The sequence below is a fragment of the Lacticigenium naphthae DSM 19658 genome (assembly GCF_000425865.1).
In the GTDB taxonomy this organism is placed as follows: domain Bacteria; phylum Bacillota; class Bacilli; order Lactobacillales; family Carnobacteriaceae_A; genus Lacticigenium; species Lacticigenium naphthae.
Genome location: NZ_AUEG01000001.1, coordinates 276,100 through 294,712, shown reverse-complemented (window position 1 = coordinate 294,712; position 18,613 = coordinate 276,100). Strand labels below are relative to the sequence as shown.

At 35.8% G+C, this 18,613-nt stretch carries 14 protein-coding genes; all 14 read left to right on the top strand.

Annotated elements, in window-relative coordinates:
- The first annotated feature begins 39 nt into the window (after window positions 1-39).
- Window positions 40-1,131 carry a BMP family lipoprotein gene (locus tag H626_RS0101420; protein WP_027107746.1) on the top strand — a complete coding sequence of 364 codons (1,092 nt, stop codon included), beginning with the start codon at window positions 40-42 and terminating at the stop codon, window positions 1,129-1,131.
- A 213-nt stretch (window positions 1,132-1,344) separates the two neighbouring features.
- Window positions 1,345-2,919, top strand: a complete 1,575-nt coding sequence (locus tag H626_RS0101415) for an ABC transporter ATP-binding protein (protein WP_027107745.1) — start codon at window positions 1,345-1,347, stop codon at window positions 2,917-2,919.
- Entirely contained in the window at window positions 2,912-4,060 is a 1,149-nt protein-coding gene (locus H626_RS10345; RefSeq protein WP_051237698.1) for an ABC transporter permease, read from the top strand. Before H626_RS0101415 ends, H626_RS10345 begins: the two co-directional genes overlap by 8 nt.
- The gene (locus tag H626_RS0101405; protein ID WP_027107744.1) at window positions 4,057-5,013 is read left to right on the top strand and encodes an ABC transporter permease; all 957 of its coding nucleotides are present in this window, start codon (window positions 4,057-4,059) and stop codon (window positions 5,011-5,013) included. The genes H626_RS10345 and H626_RS0101405 overlap by 4 nt, the downstream gene beginning before the upstream one ends.
- A 671-nt stretch (window positions 5,014-5,684) precedes the next feature.
- Window positions 5,685-6,410 (top strand): elongation factor P 5-aminopentanone reductase, encoded by a 726-nt coding sequence (gene ymfI, locus H626_RS0101400; RefSeq protein WP_027107743.1) that lies wholly within the window; start codon window positions 5,685-5,687, stop codon window positions 6,408-6,410.
- Between the two features lie 94 nt (window positions 6,411-6,504).
- Window positions 6,505-7,404, top strand: coding sequence for a helix-turn-helix domain-containing protein (locus H626_RS0101395; RefSeq protein ID WP_027107742.1), 900 nt, complete (start codon window positions 6,505-6,507; stop codon window positions 7,402-7,404).
- A gap of 36 nt (window positions 7,405-7,440) precedes the next feature.
- Window positions 7,441-8,022, top strand: coding sequence for a CDP-diacylglycerol--glycerol-3-phosphate 3-phosphatidyltransferase (gene pgsA / locus H626_RS0101390; RefSeq protein ID WP_027107741.1), 582 nt, complete (start codon window positions 7,441-7,443; stop codon window positions 8,020-8,022).
- A gap of 138 nt (window positions 8,023-8,160) precedes the next feature.
- On the top strand, window positions 8,161-9,435 hold the full coding sequence (locus H626_RS0101385) for a competence/damage-inducible protein A (protein ID WP_027107740.1): 1,275 nt from the start codon (window positions 8,161-8,163) through the stop codon (window positions 9,433-9,435).
- 109 nt (window positions 9,436-9,544) lie between these two features.
- On the top strand, window positions 9,545-10,597 hold the full coding sequence (gene recA, locus H626_RS0101380) for a recombinase RecA (protein WP_027107739.1): 1,053 nt from the start codon (window positions 9,545-9,547) through the stop codon (window positions 10,595-10,597).
- Between the two features lie 272 nt (window positions 10,598-10,869).
- Window positions 10,870-12,429 (top strand): ribonuclease Y, encoded by a 1,560-nt coding sequence (gene rny / locus H626_RS0101375; protein ID WP_027107738.1) that lies wholly within the window; start codon window positions 10,870-10,872, stop codon window positions 12,427-12,429.
- Between the two features lie 98 nt (window positions 12,430-12,527).
- Window positions 12,528-13,328 carry a TIGR00282 family metallophosphoesterase gene (locus tag H626_RS0101370; protein WP_027107737.1) on the top strand — a complete coding sequence of 267 codons (801 nt, stop codon included), beginning with the start codon at window positions 12,528-12,530 and terminating at the stop codon, window positions 13,326-13,328.
- A 24-nt stretch (window positions 13,329-13,352) separates the two neighbouring features.
- On the top strand, window positions 13,353-15,956 hold the full coding sequence (gene mutS, locus H626_RS0101365; RefSeq protein WP_027107736.1) for a DNA mismatch repair protein MutS: 2,604 nt from the start codon (window positions 13,353-13,355) through the stop codon (window positions 15,954-15,956).
- Window positions 15,953-17,878, top strand: a complete 1,926-nt coding sequence (mutL, locus tag H626_RS0101360) for a DNA mismatch repair endonuclease MutL (RefSeq protein WP_027107735.1) — start codon at window positions 15,953-15,955, stop codon at window positions 17,876-17,878. The genes mutS and mutL overlap by 4 nt, the downstream gene beginning before the upstream one ends.
- A gap of 107 nt (window positions 17,879-17,985) precedes the next feature.
- Entirely contained in the window at window positions 17,986-18,600 is a 615-nt protein-coding gene (locus tag H626_RS0101355) for a DUF937 domain-containing protein (RefSeq protein WP_027107734.1), read from the top strand.
- Window positions 18,601-18,613 lie beyond the last annotated feature (13 nt).

Sequence of the window (18,613 nt, the reverse complement as noted above, 5' to 3'; positions counted from 1 at the left end):
TTCTATTTCATACTACAACATAATACGGGGGTTTTTATAGTGAAGAAAAGAAATCTTAGAAGTTTAATTGCTTTAGGATTTGCTTCAACATTTGTTCTTGCAGCATGTGGTGGAGAAGACGCAGAAGAAACAGTGGACACAACAGATACTTCTGAAACAACAGAAGATACTACTGAAGAAAGTTCTGCAAATGGTGAATTCTCAGTAGTTATGGTTACTGATATCGGCGGAGTCGATGACAAATCATTTAACCAATCAGCTTGGGAAGGTATGGAAGCATGGGGAGAAGAACACGGACTTGAAGAAGGTTCTGATGGATATACATATATTCAATCAGATGATGATTCTCAATTTGTTACAAACTTAAACACAGCTTTACAATCTGATTTTGACTTGATTTATGGAATTGGATACAAACTTCAACCAGCAATGGCTGACGTAGCTACTCAAAATCCTGATCAACATTTTGTTATCATCGATGAAGTTATCGAAGAAGATAATGTAGCATCTGTTTTGTTTAAAGATCATGAAGCAGCATTCTTGGCTGGTGTAGCAGCTGCTGAAACAACTCAAACTGATTATGTAGGTTTTGTTGGAGGACAAGAAAGTGCTGTTATTGACCGCTTTGAAGCAGGATTCGTTGCTGGTGTTGAAGCAGTAAATGAAGATATTACAGTCGATGTTCAATACGCAGGATCGTTTGGAGATGCTGCTACAGGTAAACAAATTGCAGCAGGTATGTTCAGTAATGGGGCTGACATAATTTATCACGCATCTGGAGACACAGGAAACGGTGTATTCTCTGAAGCAATTGACCGCATGAATGCTGGATCTGACAATGACCTATGGGTTATCGGTGTTGACCGTGACCAATCAGAAGAAGGTAACTATAGTGATGGAAACCTAACTTTGACTTCAACAATCAAAGGCGTAGGTCAAGCTGTTCAAGACCTTGCTAACCAATCAATGGAAGGTAACTTCCCTGGTGGCGAAATAAGTAACTTTGGTTTAGCTGATGACGGAGTTGACTTAGTTCAAGGAAACTTGTCTGATGAAGCTTGGGCTAGCGTTGAAGAATATAGACAACAAATTATAGACGGAGAAATTGAAGTACCTGAAGCACCTCAATAAAACTACTTTAAGTTTTTTGAGAAGTTTCCAAGATCGGAGATCATATCTCCGATCTTTTTTTTTTTATGGTTGATTTTTTTGCGTGATATCTATAAAATTAAGAAAGCGGTTAAAAAATATAAACAATTGTTTTATTTAACTGTATGAAAGCCTATTTATTGTGTATAATGAGAAAGTATTATTTTATAGAAGAAGTAAGGGAGTGAAGGGACAGTGTCACAAATTGAAAATGTTATTGAGATGCGTGGAATTACTAAACAATTCGGTAATTTTAAAGCGAATGACAATATTAATTTAAGTGTTAAAAAAGGAGAAATCCACGCTCTTCTAGGCGAAAATGGAGCAGGGAAATCGACTTTGATGAATATCTTATCTGGATTACTCGAACCAACATCTGGTGATATACTGGTCAACGGTGAGAAAGCGACGATTGACTCACCTAACGCTGCTAATCTTTTAGGAATAGGCATGGTGCATCAGCACTTTATGCTGGTAGATGATTTCACTGTTACGGAAAACATTATTTTAGGTAGTGAAAAAACAAAATCAGGTTTTTTAGATCAAAAATCAGCGCGGAAAGAAATTAAAGAACTCTCAGATCGCTATGGATTGATAGTTGATCCTTCTGCTCGAGTTGAGGATATTACAGTAGGAATGCAACAACGTGCGGAAATTTTAAAAGTAATCTATCGTGGAGCAGAAATTTTAATTTTAGATGAACCAACAGCAGTTTTGACTCCTCAAGAAATTGACGAACTAATTAAAATTATGCGCTCATTAACAAAAGAAGGAAAATCTATTATTATTATTACCCACAAACTGGATGAAATTAAGCGAGTTGCAGATAGATGTACGGTTATACGGAGAGGGAAAAGTATAGATACAGTAAACGTCAAGGAAACAAGTCAACAAGAGCTTGCAAATATGATGGTCGGCCGTTCTGTTTCATTTAAAGTAGATAAAGTACCCTCCGAACCAAAAGAAACAATTCTTTCGGTAGATAATATCACAGTTAAAGACTCTCGAGGGATTGAAAAAGTAAAAGGACTTTCACTAGAAGTTCATGCTGGAGAAGTTTTGGGAATTGCGGGAATTGATGGCAATGGGCAATCGGAATTAATTCAGGCTATTTCAGGAATGACAAAAGTGGAAAGTGGAAAGATAACATTACAAGGTAAGGAAATTCAAAATAATGTACCGCGAAAAATTACAGAATCTGGATTGGGACATATACCTGAAGATCGTCATAGAGTAGGATTAGTCTTACCTATGTCTGTGGAAGAAAACATGGCTTTGCAGACCTATTACAAAGAGCCATTAAGTAAGAATGGTTTTCTGAATCAGGGTAAAATGCGTAGTTATGCTGAAAAATTGGCTGAAGAGTTTGATGTCCGGCTACAATCTGTTTCTGAACCAATCGCTTCACTTTCCGGAGGTAATCAGCAAAAAGCGATTATCGCAAGAGAAGTGGATAGAAATCCTTCTTTACTGATTGCTGCACAACCTACTAGAGGATTAGATGTAGGAGCAATCGAGTATATTCATTCACGTTTGATTGAACAAAGGGATAATGATCGTGCGGTATTATTAGTAAGTTTTGAATTGGACGAAGTTATGAATGTTTCAGATAGAATTGCTGTTATGTATGAAGGAAAAATTGCTGCTATCGTTAAACCTGAAGAAACATCAGAAGAAGAATTAGGTTTGCTAATGGCAGGATCTTCCTTAGAAAAAGCGAGAGCTTCTGTCGAAAATCCAACAGCAGAGGAGGAAACAATTCATGAATGATAAAAGACAAACTTTAAATAATTTACTCGTCCCGATTCTGTCTGTTTTAATGGGATTTCTCATAGGCGCAATTATTATGCTCGTATTTAACTTCAATCCGATTGAAGGGTATAGTGCAATGTTCAAAGGGGCTTTTGGGACTCCATTCTATATCGGGGAAACATTGAGACAAACTGCTCCGTTAATAATGACAGCTTTAGGCTTTGCTTTAGCGAACATTGCGGGGTTCTTTAATATCGGAGTTGCTGGACAAGCGTTACTTGGTTGGACGGGATCAGTTTGGTTTGCTATATCTTTTCCTAGTCTGCCTAGTCCAATTTTATTGCCGCTCAGTATTTTAGCAGGTGTTCTAGCGGGTGCTTTATGGGCAGGTATTGCAGGTTTCTTACGTGCGTTTTTTGGAGTAAGTGAAGTTATTGTTACAATCATGCTTAATCATACATCGCTATATACTGTTAATTATTTAATTAGAAATGTAATGACAGATTCAAATGATTCAACTCCAAGAATTCCTGAGGCTGCTAGCTTAAGGATGGAATGGCTGACTGATTTAACTAATAATTCAACATTGCACGCGGGAATATTTATTTCTTTAATAATGGCATTTCTTGTTTGGGTATTAATTAAGAAAACAACAACGGGCTATGAAATTCGGGCTGTTGGATTAAACCCGATGGCTTCCAAATATGCAGGAATGAGCACAAAACGAACAATCATTGTTTCCATGTTATTAAGTGGAGCGTTGGCAGGACTTGGTGGAGCAATGGAAGGTTTGGGTAATTTCCAAAATGTATTTGTTCAAGGTGCCGTCCCTACCCTAGGTTTTGATGGATTGGCTGTTGCATTACTCGGCTTGAGTAATCCTATTGGGATCATATTTGCTGCTTTATTATTTGGTGCTTTAAAAATTGGTGGTTCAAGTATGCCTTTAGCAGTAGGTGTACCAAGTGAAGTAGTTGATATAGTAATTGCCTTTATAATTTTCTTTGTAGGAGCAAATTATGTCATTCGCTTTTTCCTTGAAAGAAATAAAAAGAAAACTGCTGGACCTATAGAAAAACATGATTCTGATAAAGCGAGTGGAACACCAGAGTCTTTATCCGGAACGGAAAAAGCAGATAAGAAGGAGGATAAAGAATGAATGTAACTGCTGTTTTACAAAATGTTATCGCATCAGCTTTAATCTATTCTGCTCCTTTGATACTAACAGCCTTGGGAGGTACTTTCTCTGAGCGAAGTGGGATTGTCAATGTGGGGTTAGAAGGAATTATGGTGATGGGTGCTTTTTCTTCAGTCGTATTTAACCTTGCAATGGCGGATACTTTCGGATCTCTAACCCCTTGGATAGGAATGTTGGTCGGTGGAGCAATTGGATTTGTATTTTCTTTTTTCCATGCTGTAGCAACAGTGCACTGGCGTGCAGATCATATCATATCGGGAACGGTTATTAATTTAATGGCACCAGCTTTAGCCGTATTTTTGACAAATATTATTTATGGTGCTAGACAAACAGATTTTATAAAAGCACGGTTTGGTTTCTTCACATTCCCTGTACTTTCAGATATTCCTTTCATTGGGCCAATTTTATTTACAAATACATCCCTGCCTGCTTTCGTAGGTATCGGAATTGCTATTTTATGTTGGTTCCTATTATTCAAAACTAAATTCGGATTACGTTTACGTTCCGTTGGAGAACATCCGCAAGCAGCTGATACATTAGGAATTAATGTTTACTTAATGAAATATGCTGGTGTTTTACTTTCAGGTTTCTTGGGAGGTATGGGTGGAGCAATTCAAGCTCAAGCGATCGCAAGTAACTTCTCCGCTTCTACTATAGCTGGTCAAGGGTTTATTTCAATGGCAGCTATGATCTTTGGTAAATGGAATCCTTTAGGAGCTATGGGAGCAGCGATATTCTTTGGATTTGCACAAAGTTTAGCTGTAACAGGTAATTATATTCCAGTGATCCAAGATATTCCTTCAGTATGGTTGCAAGTTGCTCCTTATATCATTACAATCTTAGCTTTAGTATTTGTAATTGGTAAATCAAGAGGACCTGCAGCAAATGGTAAAACATATATTAAATCAAAATAACTATTTAAAAAAAAGCTGGGCTTTCCCAGCTTTTTTTGTGGAATAATTCTTTGTTTGTGGTTATCATGTAGTAATATAGATCAGTGTTTAAAATCTATAGGAATTCGTAAGTATGAAATTGAAAAAAAGATGCTTAGTTCCGAAGAAAAAGATGGTCAGGCTGTAGTACTATCTTAAAATTAAGTGAATTGAATAGCAGAGTGAGCTTCAGGGTGTCTTTTTAAGGATGGAGGTCCATTAGATGATCTTTTCACCAATATTGACTTCATGTAAAAAGATTTGACTGAAGCATACTCAAAATAAGTAAGAAGTAAAATCGGTTATAAAGATCAAGAGTACAAGAGAACCAATAGTATGCTTTTAATGTCAAGGTTTTTTACTGTTATGCTAAATCAATGTAGTTTCCGTGTATTTCTTTCAATTATAGAGTAAGCAGGAAGTCGTTTTTCAGAAGTTAAACATTTGTTTATCTAATTGAATGTTTGAGAATTCTATCTTTATAATGAAGTATTTACAGATAAGAACAAGCTAGTCTCCATTATCTAATTGGAAAATCAAATAGGATTTATGGTAATAAAAAGACGATCAGGCATTCCTGTATTCAATGAAATTAACCGGAAAAGAGTAGCAGTTTTTGTACTGATTTTTGTACTATTGAAAGAGGAGATCAAATGAAACATGTATTGATTATGGGAGCAAGTGGAGATATCGGGGCTTCTATTGCCAAATTATTAGCTGAGGATGGTTGGTCATTATATCTCCACGCTAACACCCAAATGAACAGGGTCGATCGACTCGTCAGAGAATTTAGTGAGGCGTATACAGATCAGGAGTTTTTTGGTTACCAGTTGGATATGACTGAAGAGGATAAAATCGGTTTTTTCGTAGAGGGGATATTCTCGTTGGATGGAGTAGTTTTTGCAAATGGATACACAGACTACAATCTCTTAGATCAACTTTCGTCTCAAGCTATGGATGATATGTGGAAAGTCCATGTGAAGACCCCGGTTAGATTAATACAGCTCTTACAGGAAAAACTTTCTAAGTCCTCACAAGGTAGAATTGTTTTTATCAGCTCAGTCTATGCGGAATATGGAAGTGCAATGGAAGTATTTTATAGTACAACTAAAGGGGCTCAAGTATCCTTTGTTAAAGCATATAGTAAGGAAGTTGCGAGTTTAGGAATAACAGTAAATGCGGTTCTGCCAGGAGCTATTGAAACCAAAATGAATCAACAATTAACAGTAAGTGAAAGAGAAGAACTAACGCAAAATATTCCGTTGGGTAGAATGGGAGATCCCTTAGATATAAGTTTTTGGGTTAAACAGCTTTTGCAAAAAGAATCAGGTTATTTAACGGGACAAGCCATCACTATTAGTGGAGGTTGGCCAATTTGAAAAGATTGTCCCTATACGGACCGTGTGATATATGTTATAATTTTTTTGATATGGTTACAAGAACTCATGAAATGAAACGGGTAGGTGAGTATACGTGAGTGAAGTAGGCGAAAAGCTTAAGGCAGCAAGAATAGAAAAAGGATATACGTTAGATGATTTACAGCAAATTACCAAAATTCAAAAACGGTATCTAGTTGCAATTGAAGAAGGAAACTTAGATGTTCTTCCTGGAAACTTTTATGTACGTGCATTTATAAAACAATATGCGGATACTGTCGGGTTAAATGGCGAAAATCTTTTATCTGAATATACGGACTATATTCCTGGACCTAAGGATCAACCGTACACTGAAAAATTGACAAGTACGCAAACAAGGTCACAATCTCGAGGGTCCTCATTTGGAGATTCCATAAAAGATAATCTCCCTACGATACTTGTAGTTTTTTTAGTTATGACTATTGTATTGGCTATCTATTTTGCTATCCGTACAAATAGTGATTCTGAAAACTCGTTTTTTGTAGAAGACGAAACAACTAATATTGTAGTTGATACATCTGAAGAAAATGAAGAAAACCCTGAAGAAAATAATGAAGAAAATTCAATGCAAGAAGATGTTGATGAAACTGAAACTGAAAAAGACAAAGATTCTTCTGAAGAAGAGACTGAGGATCCATCGTTACAATTAGAATCATCAAATGGTTCGTCGACTATTTATACTTTAACTTCTGTGAATGAAGACATTAGCCTTTCTCTAACAGCTGAAAATGGGGATAGTTGGGTGAGCATTAAAGTAGATGGTTCAGAAATCGAACAGGGACTAATCACAGACGGTCAATCACTACAGACGACAATTGGTTCAAATAACAAGTCTGTAAATTTGGTCATCGGAAATGCTTCAGCTACTGTCATCACTATTGGAGAACAAGTAGTAGAATATGCTCCGGAAGCGGAAGGAATAGTTAGACAAGATATTGAATTCCAAATCAATCCTTAAATTTGAAGAAATGTTTAGAAACTGGAGGATATTTTTGTGAACTTGCCCAATAAATTAACAGTATTTAGAATTTTAATTATCCCCCTATTTATAGGGATAGTTGTTTTCCCAGTAAATGGAGCCAATTATATGATTGCAGGATCTTCTATCTCTTTGCAATTGTTCTTAGCAGCTTTTCTTTTTTCAATCGCAAGCATAACAGATTGGTTGGATGGCAAAATTGCCCGAAAACAAGGAATTGTTACTAATTTTGGGAAGTTTGCTGATCCATTAGCTGATAAAATGTTAGTGATGACTGCTTTTATACTCTTAGTTGAATTAGAACTTGCTCCAGCCTGGGTAGTTGCTTTAATTGTGTGCCGTGAGTTGGCAGTAACAGGGTTAAGATTACTCTTGGTCGAACAAGGTGGTATGGTCTTAGCAGCAGCTTGGCCTGGAAAGATTAAAACGGCAACTCAAATGTTGGCGATCGTATTACTGTTTTTAAATAATTTCCCTTTTAACGCTATCGGAATTCCGATGGCGCAAATATTACTCTATATTTGTTTGTTTTTCACTCTTTATTCGGGGATAGACTATTTCTATAAAAACAGAAAAGTATTTGCTGATTCTTTTTAAATAGACTAACGGAAAACAGAAACTGTTTAAACAGTTTCTGTTTTTTTGAATGCACGTCTTTCGAATAAAATAGTAAGTGTATTATATGATAAAATAAACTACAAAGAAATACGTACTTATGTATATGGAGGAAAATAAATGATAGCAGAAATCATTACGGTTGGAACAGAGTTATTACTGGGACAAATTGTCAATACAAACGCTGCTTTTCTTTCAAAGGAGTTAGCTTCTCTTGGAATTGAAGTGTATCATCAAATAACTGTCGGTGATAATGATGAACGAATAAAAGATACGTTAGAAGTTGCTACCAGAAGAGCAGATATCGTAATTCTCACGGGCGGACTTGGTCCTACAAAAGATGATCGAACGAAAATGGTACTTTCGAATTTTCTAAATATTCCTCTTGTTTTAGATAGAGAGACGGAAGATAAAATTATATCATTTCATGAAGAATCGGGGCTCACTATGCCAGAAAACAATCAACTTCAAGCATTGGTAATAGAAGGTTCTTCTATCTTAAAGAATAAAACTGGAATGGCTGTAGGGATGTTCATTGAACTAAATGATATAACCTATGTAGTATTACCTGGACCACCAAGTGAATTAGAACCAATGTTTGGTGAAGAGGTCATGCCAAAATTAATTGAACGTACTTTAAATCAAGACATTTTTAAATCGAAAACTCTTCGTTTTTTTGGATTGACTGAAGCGAAATTAGCTGAAGAACTAGATGAGTTGATTGAGAAACAGACTAATCCTACAATAGCTATTTATGCTCATGAAGGTGACCTGTCAGTAAGAATAACTGCAAATGGATCTACGAATATACAATGTGATCAGTTTATTGATGGGATTGTAAAAGAAATAGTATATCTTGTAGGAGATTTCCATTTTGGATATGGTGATAAAAGCTTGTCAGAAGTCGTTAAAGATTTATTGATAGAAAACAAATTAACCATAACAGCAGCAGAAAGTTTAACAGGAGGAGCTTTTTTAAGTAGTATAACGCAAGGGTCAGGGGCAAGCTCGATTTGTGAAGGCGGCATGGTCACTTATAGCGAAAGAACAAAAAAAGAGATGCTCGGGATCGACAAAAAAACTATAGAGGATTTTGGGGTAGTCAGCTCAGAATGTGCAATAGAGATGGCGGAAAAAATAAAAGATAAATATGATGCTAAAATCGGTGTTTCACTAACCGGCGTAGCAGGTCCTGGGTTGTTAGAAAATAAAGATATCGGAACTGTTTGGGTTGGGATTGCGTTTGATGAAAAAACACCATTTGCGAAAGAATTTCACTTTCCCTATCAAAGAAGTAAAAATCGGAATCGATCAGTCCTTAACGCATTAGAATTGATTCGTCGGTTAATCTTGAATTTAGAGATAGTGGATATAATAGAAAAGACAGAAAAATAAAATCGAACAATTGTTCTGTTTTGGCTTGATTTCTTTGAAGAGAAAAGATAGAATAAGTTTATTGAGGTTGGAATTTCTAAATGAAAATTCCCAAGGAGGAATATAAAAAATGTCAGAAGACCGTAAAAAAGCGTTAGAAGCTGCATTAAAAAAAATCGAAAAGAGTTATGGAAAAGGATCCATCATGAAAATGGGAGAAAAAATAGACTTTGAGGTTTCTACAGTCCCGAGTGGATCTCTAGCTTTAGACGTAGCTCTAGGTGTGGGTGGATACCCTCGAGGTAGAATAATTGAAGTATATGGTCCAGAAAGTTCAGGTAAAACAACTGTAGCCTTACATGCTATTGCTTCTGTTCAAAAATACGGAGGAACTGCTGCCTTTATCGATGCAGAGCATGCATTAGACCCTAAATACGCCCGTGCGTTAGGGGTAGATGTTGATGAATTACTCTTGTCTCAACCAGATACTGGGGAACAAGCCTTAGAAATTGCTGATGCGCTTGTTTCAAGTGGTGCTATAGATATCGTAGTAATTGACTCAGTAGCAGCATTAGTGCCCAGAGCTGAAATTGAAGGAGAAATGGGAGATACACATATAGGGTTGCAAGCTCGGTTAATGTCCCAAGCCTTGAGAAAACTCTCTGGTTCAATAAGTAAAACCAAAACAATTGCTCTATTTATCAACCAAATCAGGGAAAAAGTAGGAGTAATGTTTGGTAATCCAGAAACTACACCAGGCGGACGTGCTCTTAAATTTTATTCTACAGTCCGACTTGAAGTCAGAAGAGCGGAAACTATTAAACATGGAACAGATGTAATGGGAAACCGCGCAAAAATAAAAGTAGTTAAAAATAAAGTTGCTCCTCCATTTAAAGTGGCAGAAGTTGACATGATGTACGGATATGGTATCTCACAAGTTGGCGAATTAGTTGATATGGGATCAGACATGGAAATCATCAAAAAAGCTGGAGCATGGTATTCTTATGGTGATGAACGGATAGGCCAAGGAAGAGAAAATGCTAAACGCTATATGGAAGAAAATCCTGAATTTAGAAATGAAATTGAAGCTAAAGTACGGTATGCTTACGGTTTTGGAGAAGCACCGGAAGAAACTCCTAAAAAACCAAAAGAAGAATCACTAGAAGAAATAGACGTCAAATAGACAATAAATATTGCACAATATAAGTGTACTTTAAAAGAAATCAATCAGGATTATACAAAAATGGAGAAGGTTTCCTTTAAGAAGGAAGGCAACTTCATTTTTGTTTTTTTTTATATAGATTAGGGAGTAATTGTACTGGAAAATATTTATTCAGGTTGACAGAAAAGGAAGATAACTATAAAATTATATTATGTGTTAAATTTATTTTTTAAAATCTTTCAAACAATTTAGCATTTAAAAAGAAATAAAAATAATGATACGGAGGTGATCAAATGGATATACTAACTTTAGCCTTCGCTATCGTTACTTTAATAGTAGGTTTTGGACTCGGTTTTGCGATCAGCAAAAAAAATTACAATCAACGCTTGTCTGATTCTAGAAATACAGCTTCTCGTATAATTGAAGATGCAAACAAAGAAGCTGAAACACTAAAAAAAGAAGCGTTGTTGGAGGCAAAAGAAGAGATTCATGCATATCGAGCAGAAATTGATGCTGAGCTAAAAGAACGTCGCTCAGAAGTGTCTAGACAAGAAAATCGTTTGGATCAAAGGCAAGATAGCTTGGACCGAAAAAGTGAAACACTGGATAAAAGAGAAAGTTCTTTGCAATCTCGAGATGAACGTCTGACAGAGAAGCAAAGAAAAATTGATGCTTTAGAAGCTGAAGCACTTGAATTAGTTGAGAAACAAGAGAAAAAACTAGAACAAGTTGCTGCATTAACTAAAGAAGAGGCAAAAGGAATTATTCTTAATCAAACAGAAGAGGCTCTATCTCATGATGTTGCCGTAATGGTTAAACAATCAGAAGAAAAAGCTAAAAATGAAGCAGATAAAAAAGCGAAAAGTTTGGTTACTCAAGCTATACAGAGATGTGCGGCTGATCAAGTTTCCGAAACAACTGTTTCCGTAGTGAATTTACCAAATGACGATATGAAGGGTAGAATCATAGGGAGAGAAGGGCGGAATATCCGGACAATCGAAACGCTGACAGGAATGGATTTAATTATTGATGATACTCCTGAAGCAGTAGTGTTGAGTGGATATGATCCGATTCGAAGAGAAATTGCTAAAATGACATTAGAAAAATTAATTCAAGATGGTAGAATTCATCCAGGTAGAATTGAAGAAATGGTTGAGAAATCTAGAAAAGAAATGGATGAACGAATTCGAGAAATAGGAGAAGAAGCTACTTTCACAGTGGGAATTCATTCTATTCACCCAGACTTGATTAAGATTCTAGGAAGACTACATTTCCGCACAAGTTACGGCCAAAATGTATTAAACCATTCTATTGAGGTTGCCAAGTTAGCTGGTATTCTTGCAGCGGAGTTGGGTGAAGATGTCAACTTAGCCAAGAGAGCTGGATTGTTACACGATATTGGAAAAGCGTTAGACAGTGAAGTGGAAGGATCTCATGTAGAAATCGGAGCAGAAATTGCAATGAGGTACAAGGAAAACAATACTGTGGTTAACGCAATTGCTTCTCACCATGGAGATGTCGAGGCAGAATCGACTATTGCAGTTTTAGTTGAAGCTGCTGACTCTATATCAGCTGCTAGACCAGGAGCAAGAAGTGAGTCACTTGAACACTATCTACATCGTTTAGAAAAATTAGAAAGTATTTCTAATAGTTTTGAAGGTGTAAAACAAAGTTATGCTATTCAAGCTGGACGGGAAATACGAATCATTGTTAAACCCGAAAAACTTGATGATGTGATGACATCAAAACTTGCAAGAGACGTTCGTAAGAAAATAGAAAGTGAAATGGATTATCCAGGACATATTAAAGTAACGGTCATACGCGAAACTAGAGCCATTGAATATGCGAAATAAAATTTAATCAATGAGGCGGGGAATGCTCCTCGCCTCATTTTGATTTATCATCCAAAACTGCTAAAATAGAAACAGTTGAATGGAAAGAGGAAAAATAAATGAAATTATTATTTATCGGTGATGTTGTAGGCTCTATTGGAAGAGAAATGGTTGAACAATATCTACCCAAATTAAAGAACAAATATAAACCACAATTAACAATATTAAATGGTGAAAATTCTGCGAATGGTCGGGGGATCACTGAAAAAAATTACAAAGAATTTTTGCAAGCAGGCGTTGATGTAGTAACAATGGGGAATCATACTTGGGATAATCAAGATATTTTTGAATTTATTGACGATGCAAAAAAATTGATCAGACCAGCAAACTACCCTGAAGATTCAACTCCTGGAAAAGGAATTGTATATGTAAAAATCAATCATCTTGAAATTGCTGTAATAAATCTTCATGGACGAACATTTACTATGGATTTGGATGATCCTTTTAGAAAAGCTGACGAGTTGATAAAGCAAGCACAAGAAAGAACGCCTATCATTTTCATCGATTTTCATGCGGAAACGACAAGTGAAAAGCTGGCTTTTGGATGGTATGTTGACGGAAGAGTTTCTGCTGTAATCGGAACACATACACATGTACAAACGAATGATGCTAGAATATTACCTGAGGGAACAGCCTATTTAACAGACGCTGGAATGACAGGTTTTTATGATGGTATAATCGGTGTAAAGAAAGAGCCAGTTATTTATAAGTTTATGACACAAATGCCAGTCCGTTTTGAAGTTCCTGACGAAGGTAGAAAACAAATAAATGGATGCTATATAGAATTAGATGACAAAACTGGAAAAGCTAAATCAATCGAAACGATACGTATTGATTCGGACACACCATTTTTTAATTAATAAATCATTTAAGTGGGTGAAAAGATGCCTCAAAAAACAAAAATGACACCAATGATGGAACAATATCATTCAATTAAATCAAACTATACGGATGCTTTTTTATTTTATCGTCTAGGTGATTTTTATGAAATGTTCCACGAAGATGCTATAAAAGCTTCTAAGATATTGGAATTAACTTTAACAAGTCGGAATAAAAATGCAGATGAACCTATTCCTATGTGTGGAGTGCCATACCATTCAGCACAACAACATATTGATACGTTAATAGAAAAAGGCTATAAAGTTGCAATTTGTGAACAAGTTGAAGATCCTAAAGAAGCTAAAGGAATGGTAAAAAGAGAAGTTGTTCAATTAATTACTCCGGGTACAGTAATTGAGTCAAAGAACATGAAAGCAAAAGAGAACAATTATTTATCTGCAATCTATATAGATGAATCTTACCATTTAGCTTATGCAGATTTATCTACAGGTGAATGCAAGGTTACGAGTTTAAATTCAAAAGAAGATTTATTAAATGAACTATTCAGTATCCATTCAAAAGAGATTGTTTTTCCTGAGGGAGAATATCTCGAATTACAAAATGAGATTGAAAAGAATCTAGGTTTATATATATCAACGTATACTTCAAAAAAAAGCGAGGCTGAATTAGATAAACATATTCCAGTAGATTTCCCGATAGCACAACAGACTGCTCTATCACACTTAGTCGGTTATTTATATGAAACACAAATGCGCAGTTTGGATCATTTGCAAGAAGCAGAAAATTATGAAGCGGCACATTTTATGCAAATGGGAAAAGCAGCAAAAAGAAATTTAGAGCTGACCGAATCGTTAAGAGATGGATCTAGAAAAGGGACATTGTTGTGGTTACTAGATGAAACAAAAACAGCCATGGGTGGTAGACTCTTAAAAAAATGGATAAATCAGCCATTGATCCAAAAGAAAGAAATTGAGGAAAGACTAGATACTGTCGCCTCTCTGTTGAATCACTTTTTTGAAAGAATAGAATTGGTTGATCATTTGGAAAATGTTTATGATTTAGAGAGATTGGCTGGGAGAATAGCTTTTGGTAATGTAAATGGTAGAGAACTCAAACAATTAAATTATTCCTTGAATGAAATCCCTATCATTAAAGAAACAATTTCGTTGATGAATGATGAAATTTGGGAAAAAAAGTTAGGAAAACTTGTTTCTGTAAGACATATTTCTACTTTGATTGAAGGAGCAATTATGGATGAACCTCCCCAATCGATAACTGATGGGGAATTAATCAAAGATGGATTTAATTCTAAACTGGATGAATACAGAGATGCCATGCGGAATGGAAAAAAATGGATTGCGGAGTTAGAAAAAAAAGAAAGAGATAAGACGGGGATAAGAAACCTGAAGATTGGTTTTAACAAAGTTTTTGGCTATTATATAGAAATAACGAAATCTCATTTGCAGAAGTTACCTGAGGGAACATACGACAGGAAACAAACATTGACGAATGCAGAACGATTTATTACCCCAGAGCTTAAAGAAAAAGAAAGTCTAATATTAGAAGCTGAGGAAAAATCGAAAGCTTTAGAATATAGTCTTTTTTTAGAAATTAGAGAAGAAGTAAAAAAAGAGTTAGAAGCAATTCAATCTTTAGCAAAAGTTATTGCAGAAATTGATGTTCTACAATCCTTTGCATCAATAGCAGAACAGTACCACTACACTCGACCTGAATTTCATAGTACGAATGAAGAAATTGAAATTAAAGATGGACGTCATCCTGTAGTCGAAAAAGTTTTAGGTGAGCAATCATATGTCCCTAATGATGTTTTATTTAATCAAGATGTCGATATTCTTCTGATCACAGGGCCTAACATGTCCGGGAAAAGCACGTATATGAGACAGTTAGCCTTAACTGTTGTGATGGCTCAAATGGGAAGCTTTGTACCTGCAAAAAAAGCGTCTTTACCTTTGTTTGATAAGATTTTTACGCGTATAGGAGCCATGGATGATCTAATTGGTGGTCAAAGTACTTTCATGGTGGAAATGATGGAAGCTAACTTGGCATTAACTCAAGCAACTAGAAAAAGCCTGTTACTTTTCGACGAAATTGGAAGAGGAACAGCCACATTTGATGGGATGGCCTTAGCTGAGGCGATAATTGAATATGTTCATGAAAATATCGGTGCAAAAACTTTGTTTTCTACTCATTATCATGAATTAACTGAATTAGAAACGAGATTAAATCGATTAAAAAACATTCATGTAGGAGCTATTGAAGAGGATGGAAACTTAGTTTTCCTTCATAAAATGATGGAGGGTTCAGCTGATAAAAGTTACGGTATCCAAGTGGCTAAATTAGCAGGTTTACCGATTTCTTTGTTATCTAGAGCAGAACAAGTCTTAAGTGTTTTAGAAAATAAAAATAAAATAAAAGAAATGGACACCGAGTATGAAGAAATTTCTCGTTCCGAAAAAGAGACTCTTAAAGAAAATCAGCTCTCGTTGTTCTCTGCACAGAATCCGAATGAAGAAACAGTATTAAATGAGATCAAGGATATTTCTTTAATTAATTTAACACCTCTGGAAGCTCTAAATACAATCAATCGTTTGCAAGGGAAATTAAACGAGGATGGAGGAAGAGTATGAGAATTTCAATTCTGTCTCCTACTTTAGCGAATCAAATTGCTGCAGGAGAAGTCATCGAAAGGCCTGCCTCAGTTGTTAAGGAACTAGTTGAGAATGCTATTGATGCAAAAAGCACACATATTACAGTCATAGTGGAAGAAGCTGGATTGAATAAAATTGAAGTACGAGATAATGGAGAAGGGATCCCCTCAGCCGAAGTTGCAAGAGCTTTTGAACGTCATGCAACAAGTAAGATACACTCAGATGAAGATTTATTTCGTATTCGTTCACTTGGCTTTCGAGGGGAAGCACTACCAAGTATTGCTTCGGTTTCACATATGACGATCGAGACAGCTGTAGAAGGTTCGAATGGCAAAAAAATGGTTTTAATTGGTGGGGAAGTTGTTGAGGATATATCCAGTTCGAGCAGAAAAGGAACTAGAGTGGTAGTTGAAAATATTTTTTTCAATACTCCTGCACGACTAAAATATCTTAAAACACTGCAAACAGAACTAGCGCATATTACAGATATAGTGAACAGGTTAGCATTAGCTCATCCCACTATTTCTTTTCATCTGATACATGATGGAAATCACCTGATCAAAACTCCAGGAAATGGAGAAACCCGGCAAGCAATAGCAGGAATATATGGAGTAGACGCTGGGAAAAAAATGAGAACTATTCAAAATACCAATTTAAATTTTTCTGTTGCAGGGTTCGTTTCTTTACCTGAACTGACAAGAGCGTCTAAAAGGTATATCACTTTAATTGTAAATGGAAGATATATAAATAATTTTTTATTAAGGAATGCTGTGGTAAAAGGCTACGGTTCTAAATTGATGGTTGGAAGATATCCAGTAGCGGTAGTGAAAATTGATATGGATCCACTGTTGTTAGATGTAAATGTCCATCCTACTAAACAGGAAATTCGTATCAGTGATGAAAAAGAGCTTGCTCGACTAGTGGAAGAAGCAGTAAGTAAAGCCATAAGTCCCACTCGACGCATCCCAAATGCATTAGAAAACATTACAAGTGGACAGTCTCAGCACAACAAAAACACCTACCATCAAGAAAATATTAGGTTTATTGAGAATAATGAGTTGACTGATCAAAATAAACTCAACTATTTCAAGGAAAATAGAAAAGATGAGCTGGATACTACAGTGGATGAATCGAAGGCATCCATACTTGTAAACAAAAATAATGAAGAGGATCATCAAAAACAAGATACTTCATTAAGTGAACAAGGTGAACTTACAAAAAGAAGCGAAAAAATTCATGATAATGAAAATACACTTGCTATTGTCGATAGACTTATGGAAAATAAAGCGAAAAAGACTGATGGGGAAAAACCATTTCCTCGTTTAGATTATATCGGTCAAATGCATGGAACATATCTGATTGCACAAAATGAAGAAGGGTTATTTTTCATTGATCAGCATGCAGCACAGGAAAGAATCAAGTACGAGTATTATCGTTCAACGATTGCAGAGGAAGGCACAGTTTTACAAGAGCTGTTGACGCCGATCGTATTAGATTATCCAGTAAATGATGCTCTTGTGATCAAAGAGTACAAAGTAACTTTGGAAGAAGCTGGTATTTTCTTAGAAGATTTTGGACAAAATAGTTTTCTGATGCGAGCACATCCTTCGTGGTTTAAACATGGTCAAGAAGAAGATACAGTTAAGGAAATGATCGATTTTCTTTTAGAAAAGCAGGAACTTAGTTTAGCAAAATTCAAAGAAGCTACTGCCATCATGATGAGCTGCAAACGCTCAATTAAGGCGAATCACTATTTGAGTGATTTGGAGGCTAGAGCTTTGCTAGAAGAACTGAAGCAAACAAAAAATCCATATAATTGTCCTCATGGTCGTCCAGTTATCGTTCATTTTTCAACTATTGATATGGAGAAAATGTTTAAACGTATACAAGATCCTCACTAAAGTTTACTTTAGTGAGTTTTTTCTATACGGATAAGGATAAGCCTCTTATTTGCTTTTACTTGAAAATTTGACATACAATTAAATAAATATGAATGAGGAGAGAGCATATGGATATTGTGTCTACAATTATGAATCAGTTAATGAATCAGGATAGTTTAGATCCCATAGCAAAAAAAACTCAGGTGAATACAACAGAAGTTCAAAAAGTTGCTCAAATGGGACTCCCAATGATTATGGAAGGATTAAATCAACGAACGAATCAAGATGAAAAAGTATCAGCAGAATTGGCATCTTCTGTGTCAAAACATTCCGATGATGATACAGATCATTTATCGAATTTCTTCCAACAAGCTGAGGAAAGGGAAGGAAATCAATTATTAGACATGGCTTTTGGATCAAATGAACAAGAGGTTGAAAGCCGTCTTTCTCAAAAGACGGGAGTGGAGTCGCCTAAAGTGAAATCAATTTTAGCTATGCTAGCGCCATTGGCACTTAGTATGTTAGCGAAGAGAAGTGGTTCAAGCAATCAGATGACGGGATCAGGTGTCTCTGATTTACTTGGTGATTTAAGTGGTAGTGTTAGAAAACAATCCCCCTCCTCAGATATTGGAGATATATTGTCCTCCGTACTAGGTGGATCTACAAAGAAGCCTAGTTCGCAATCAAATAATGCTTTAGATAATGCCAAAGATGCTTTAGGAAGCATCTTTGATAAAGAATAAGGAGCCATGAATT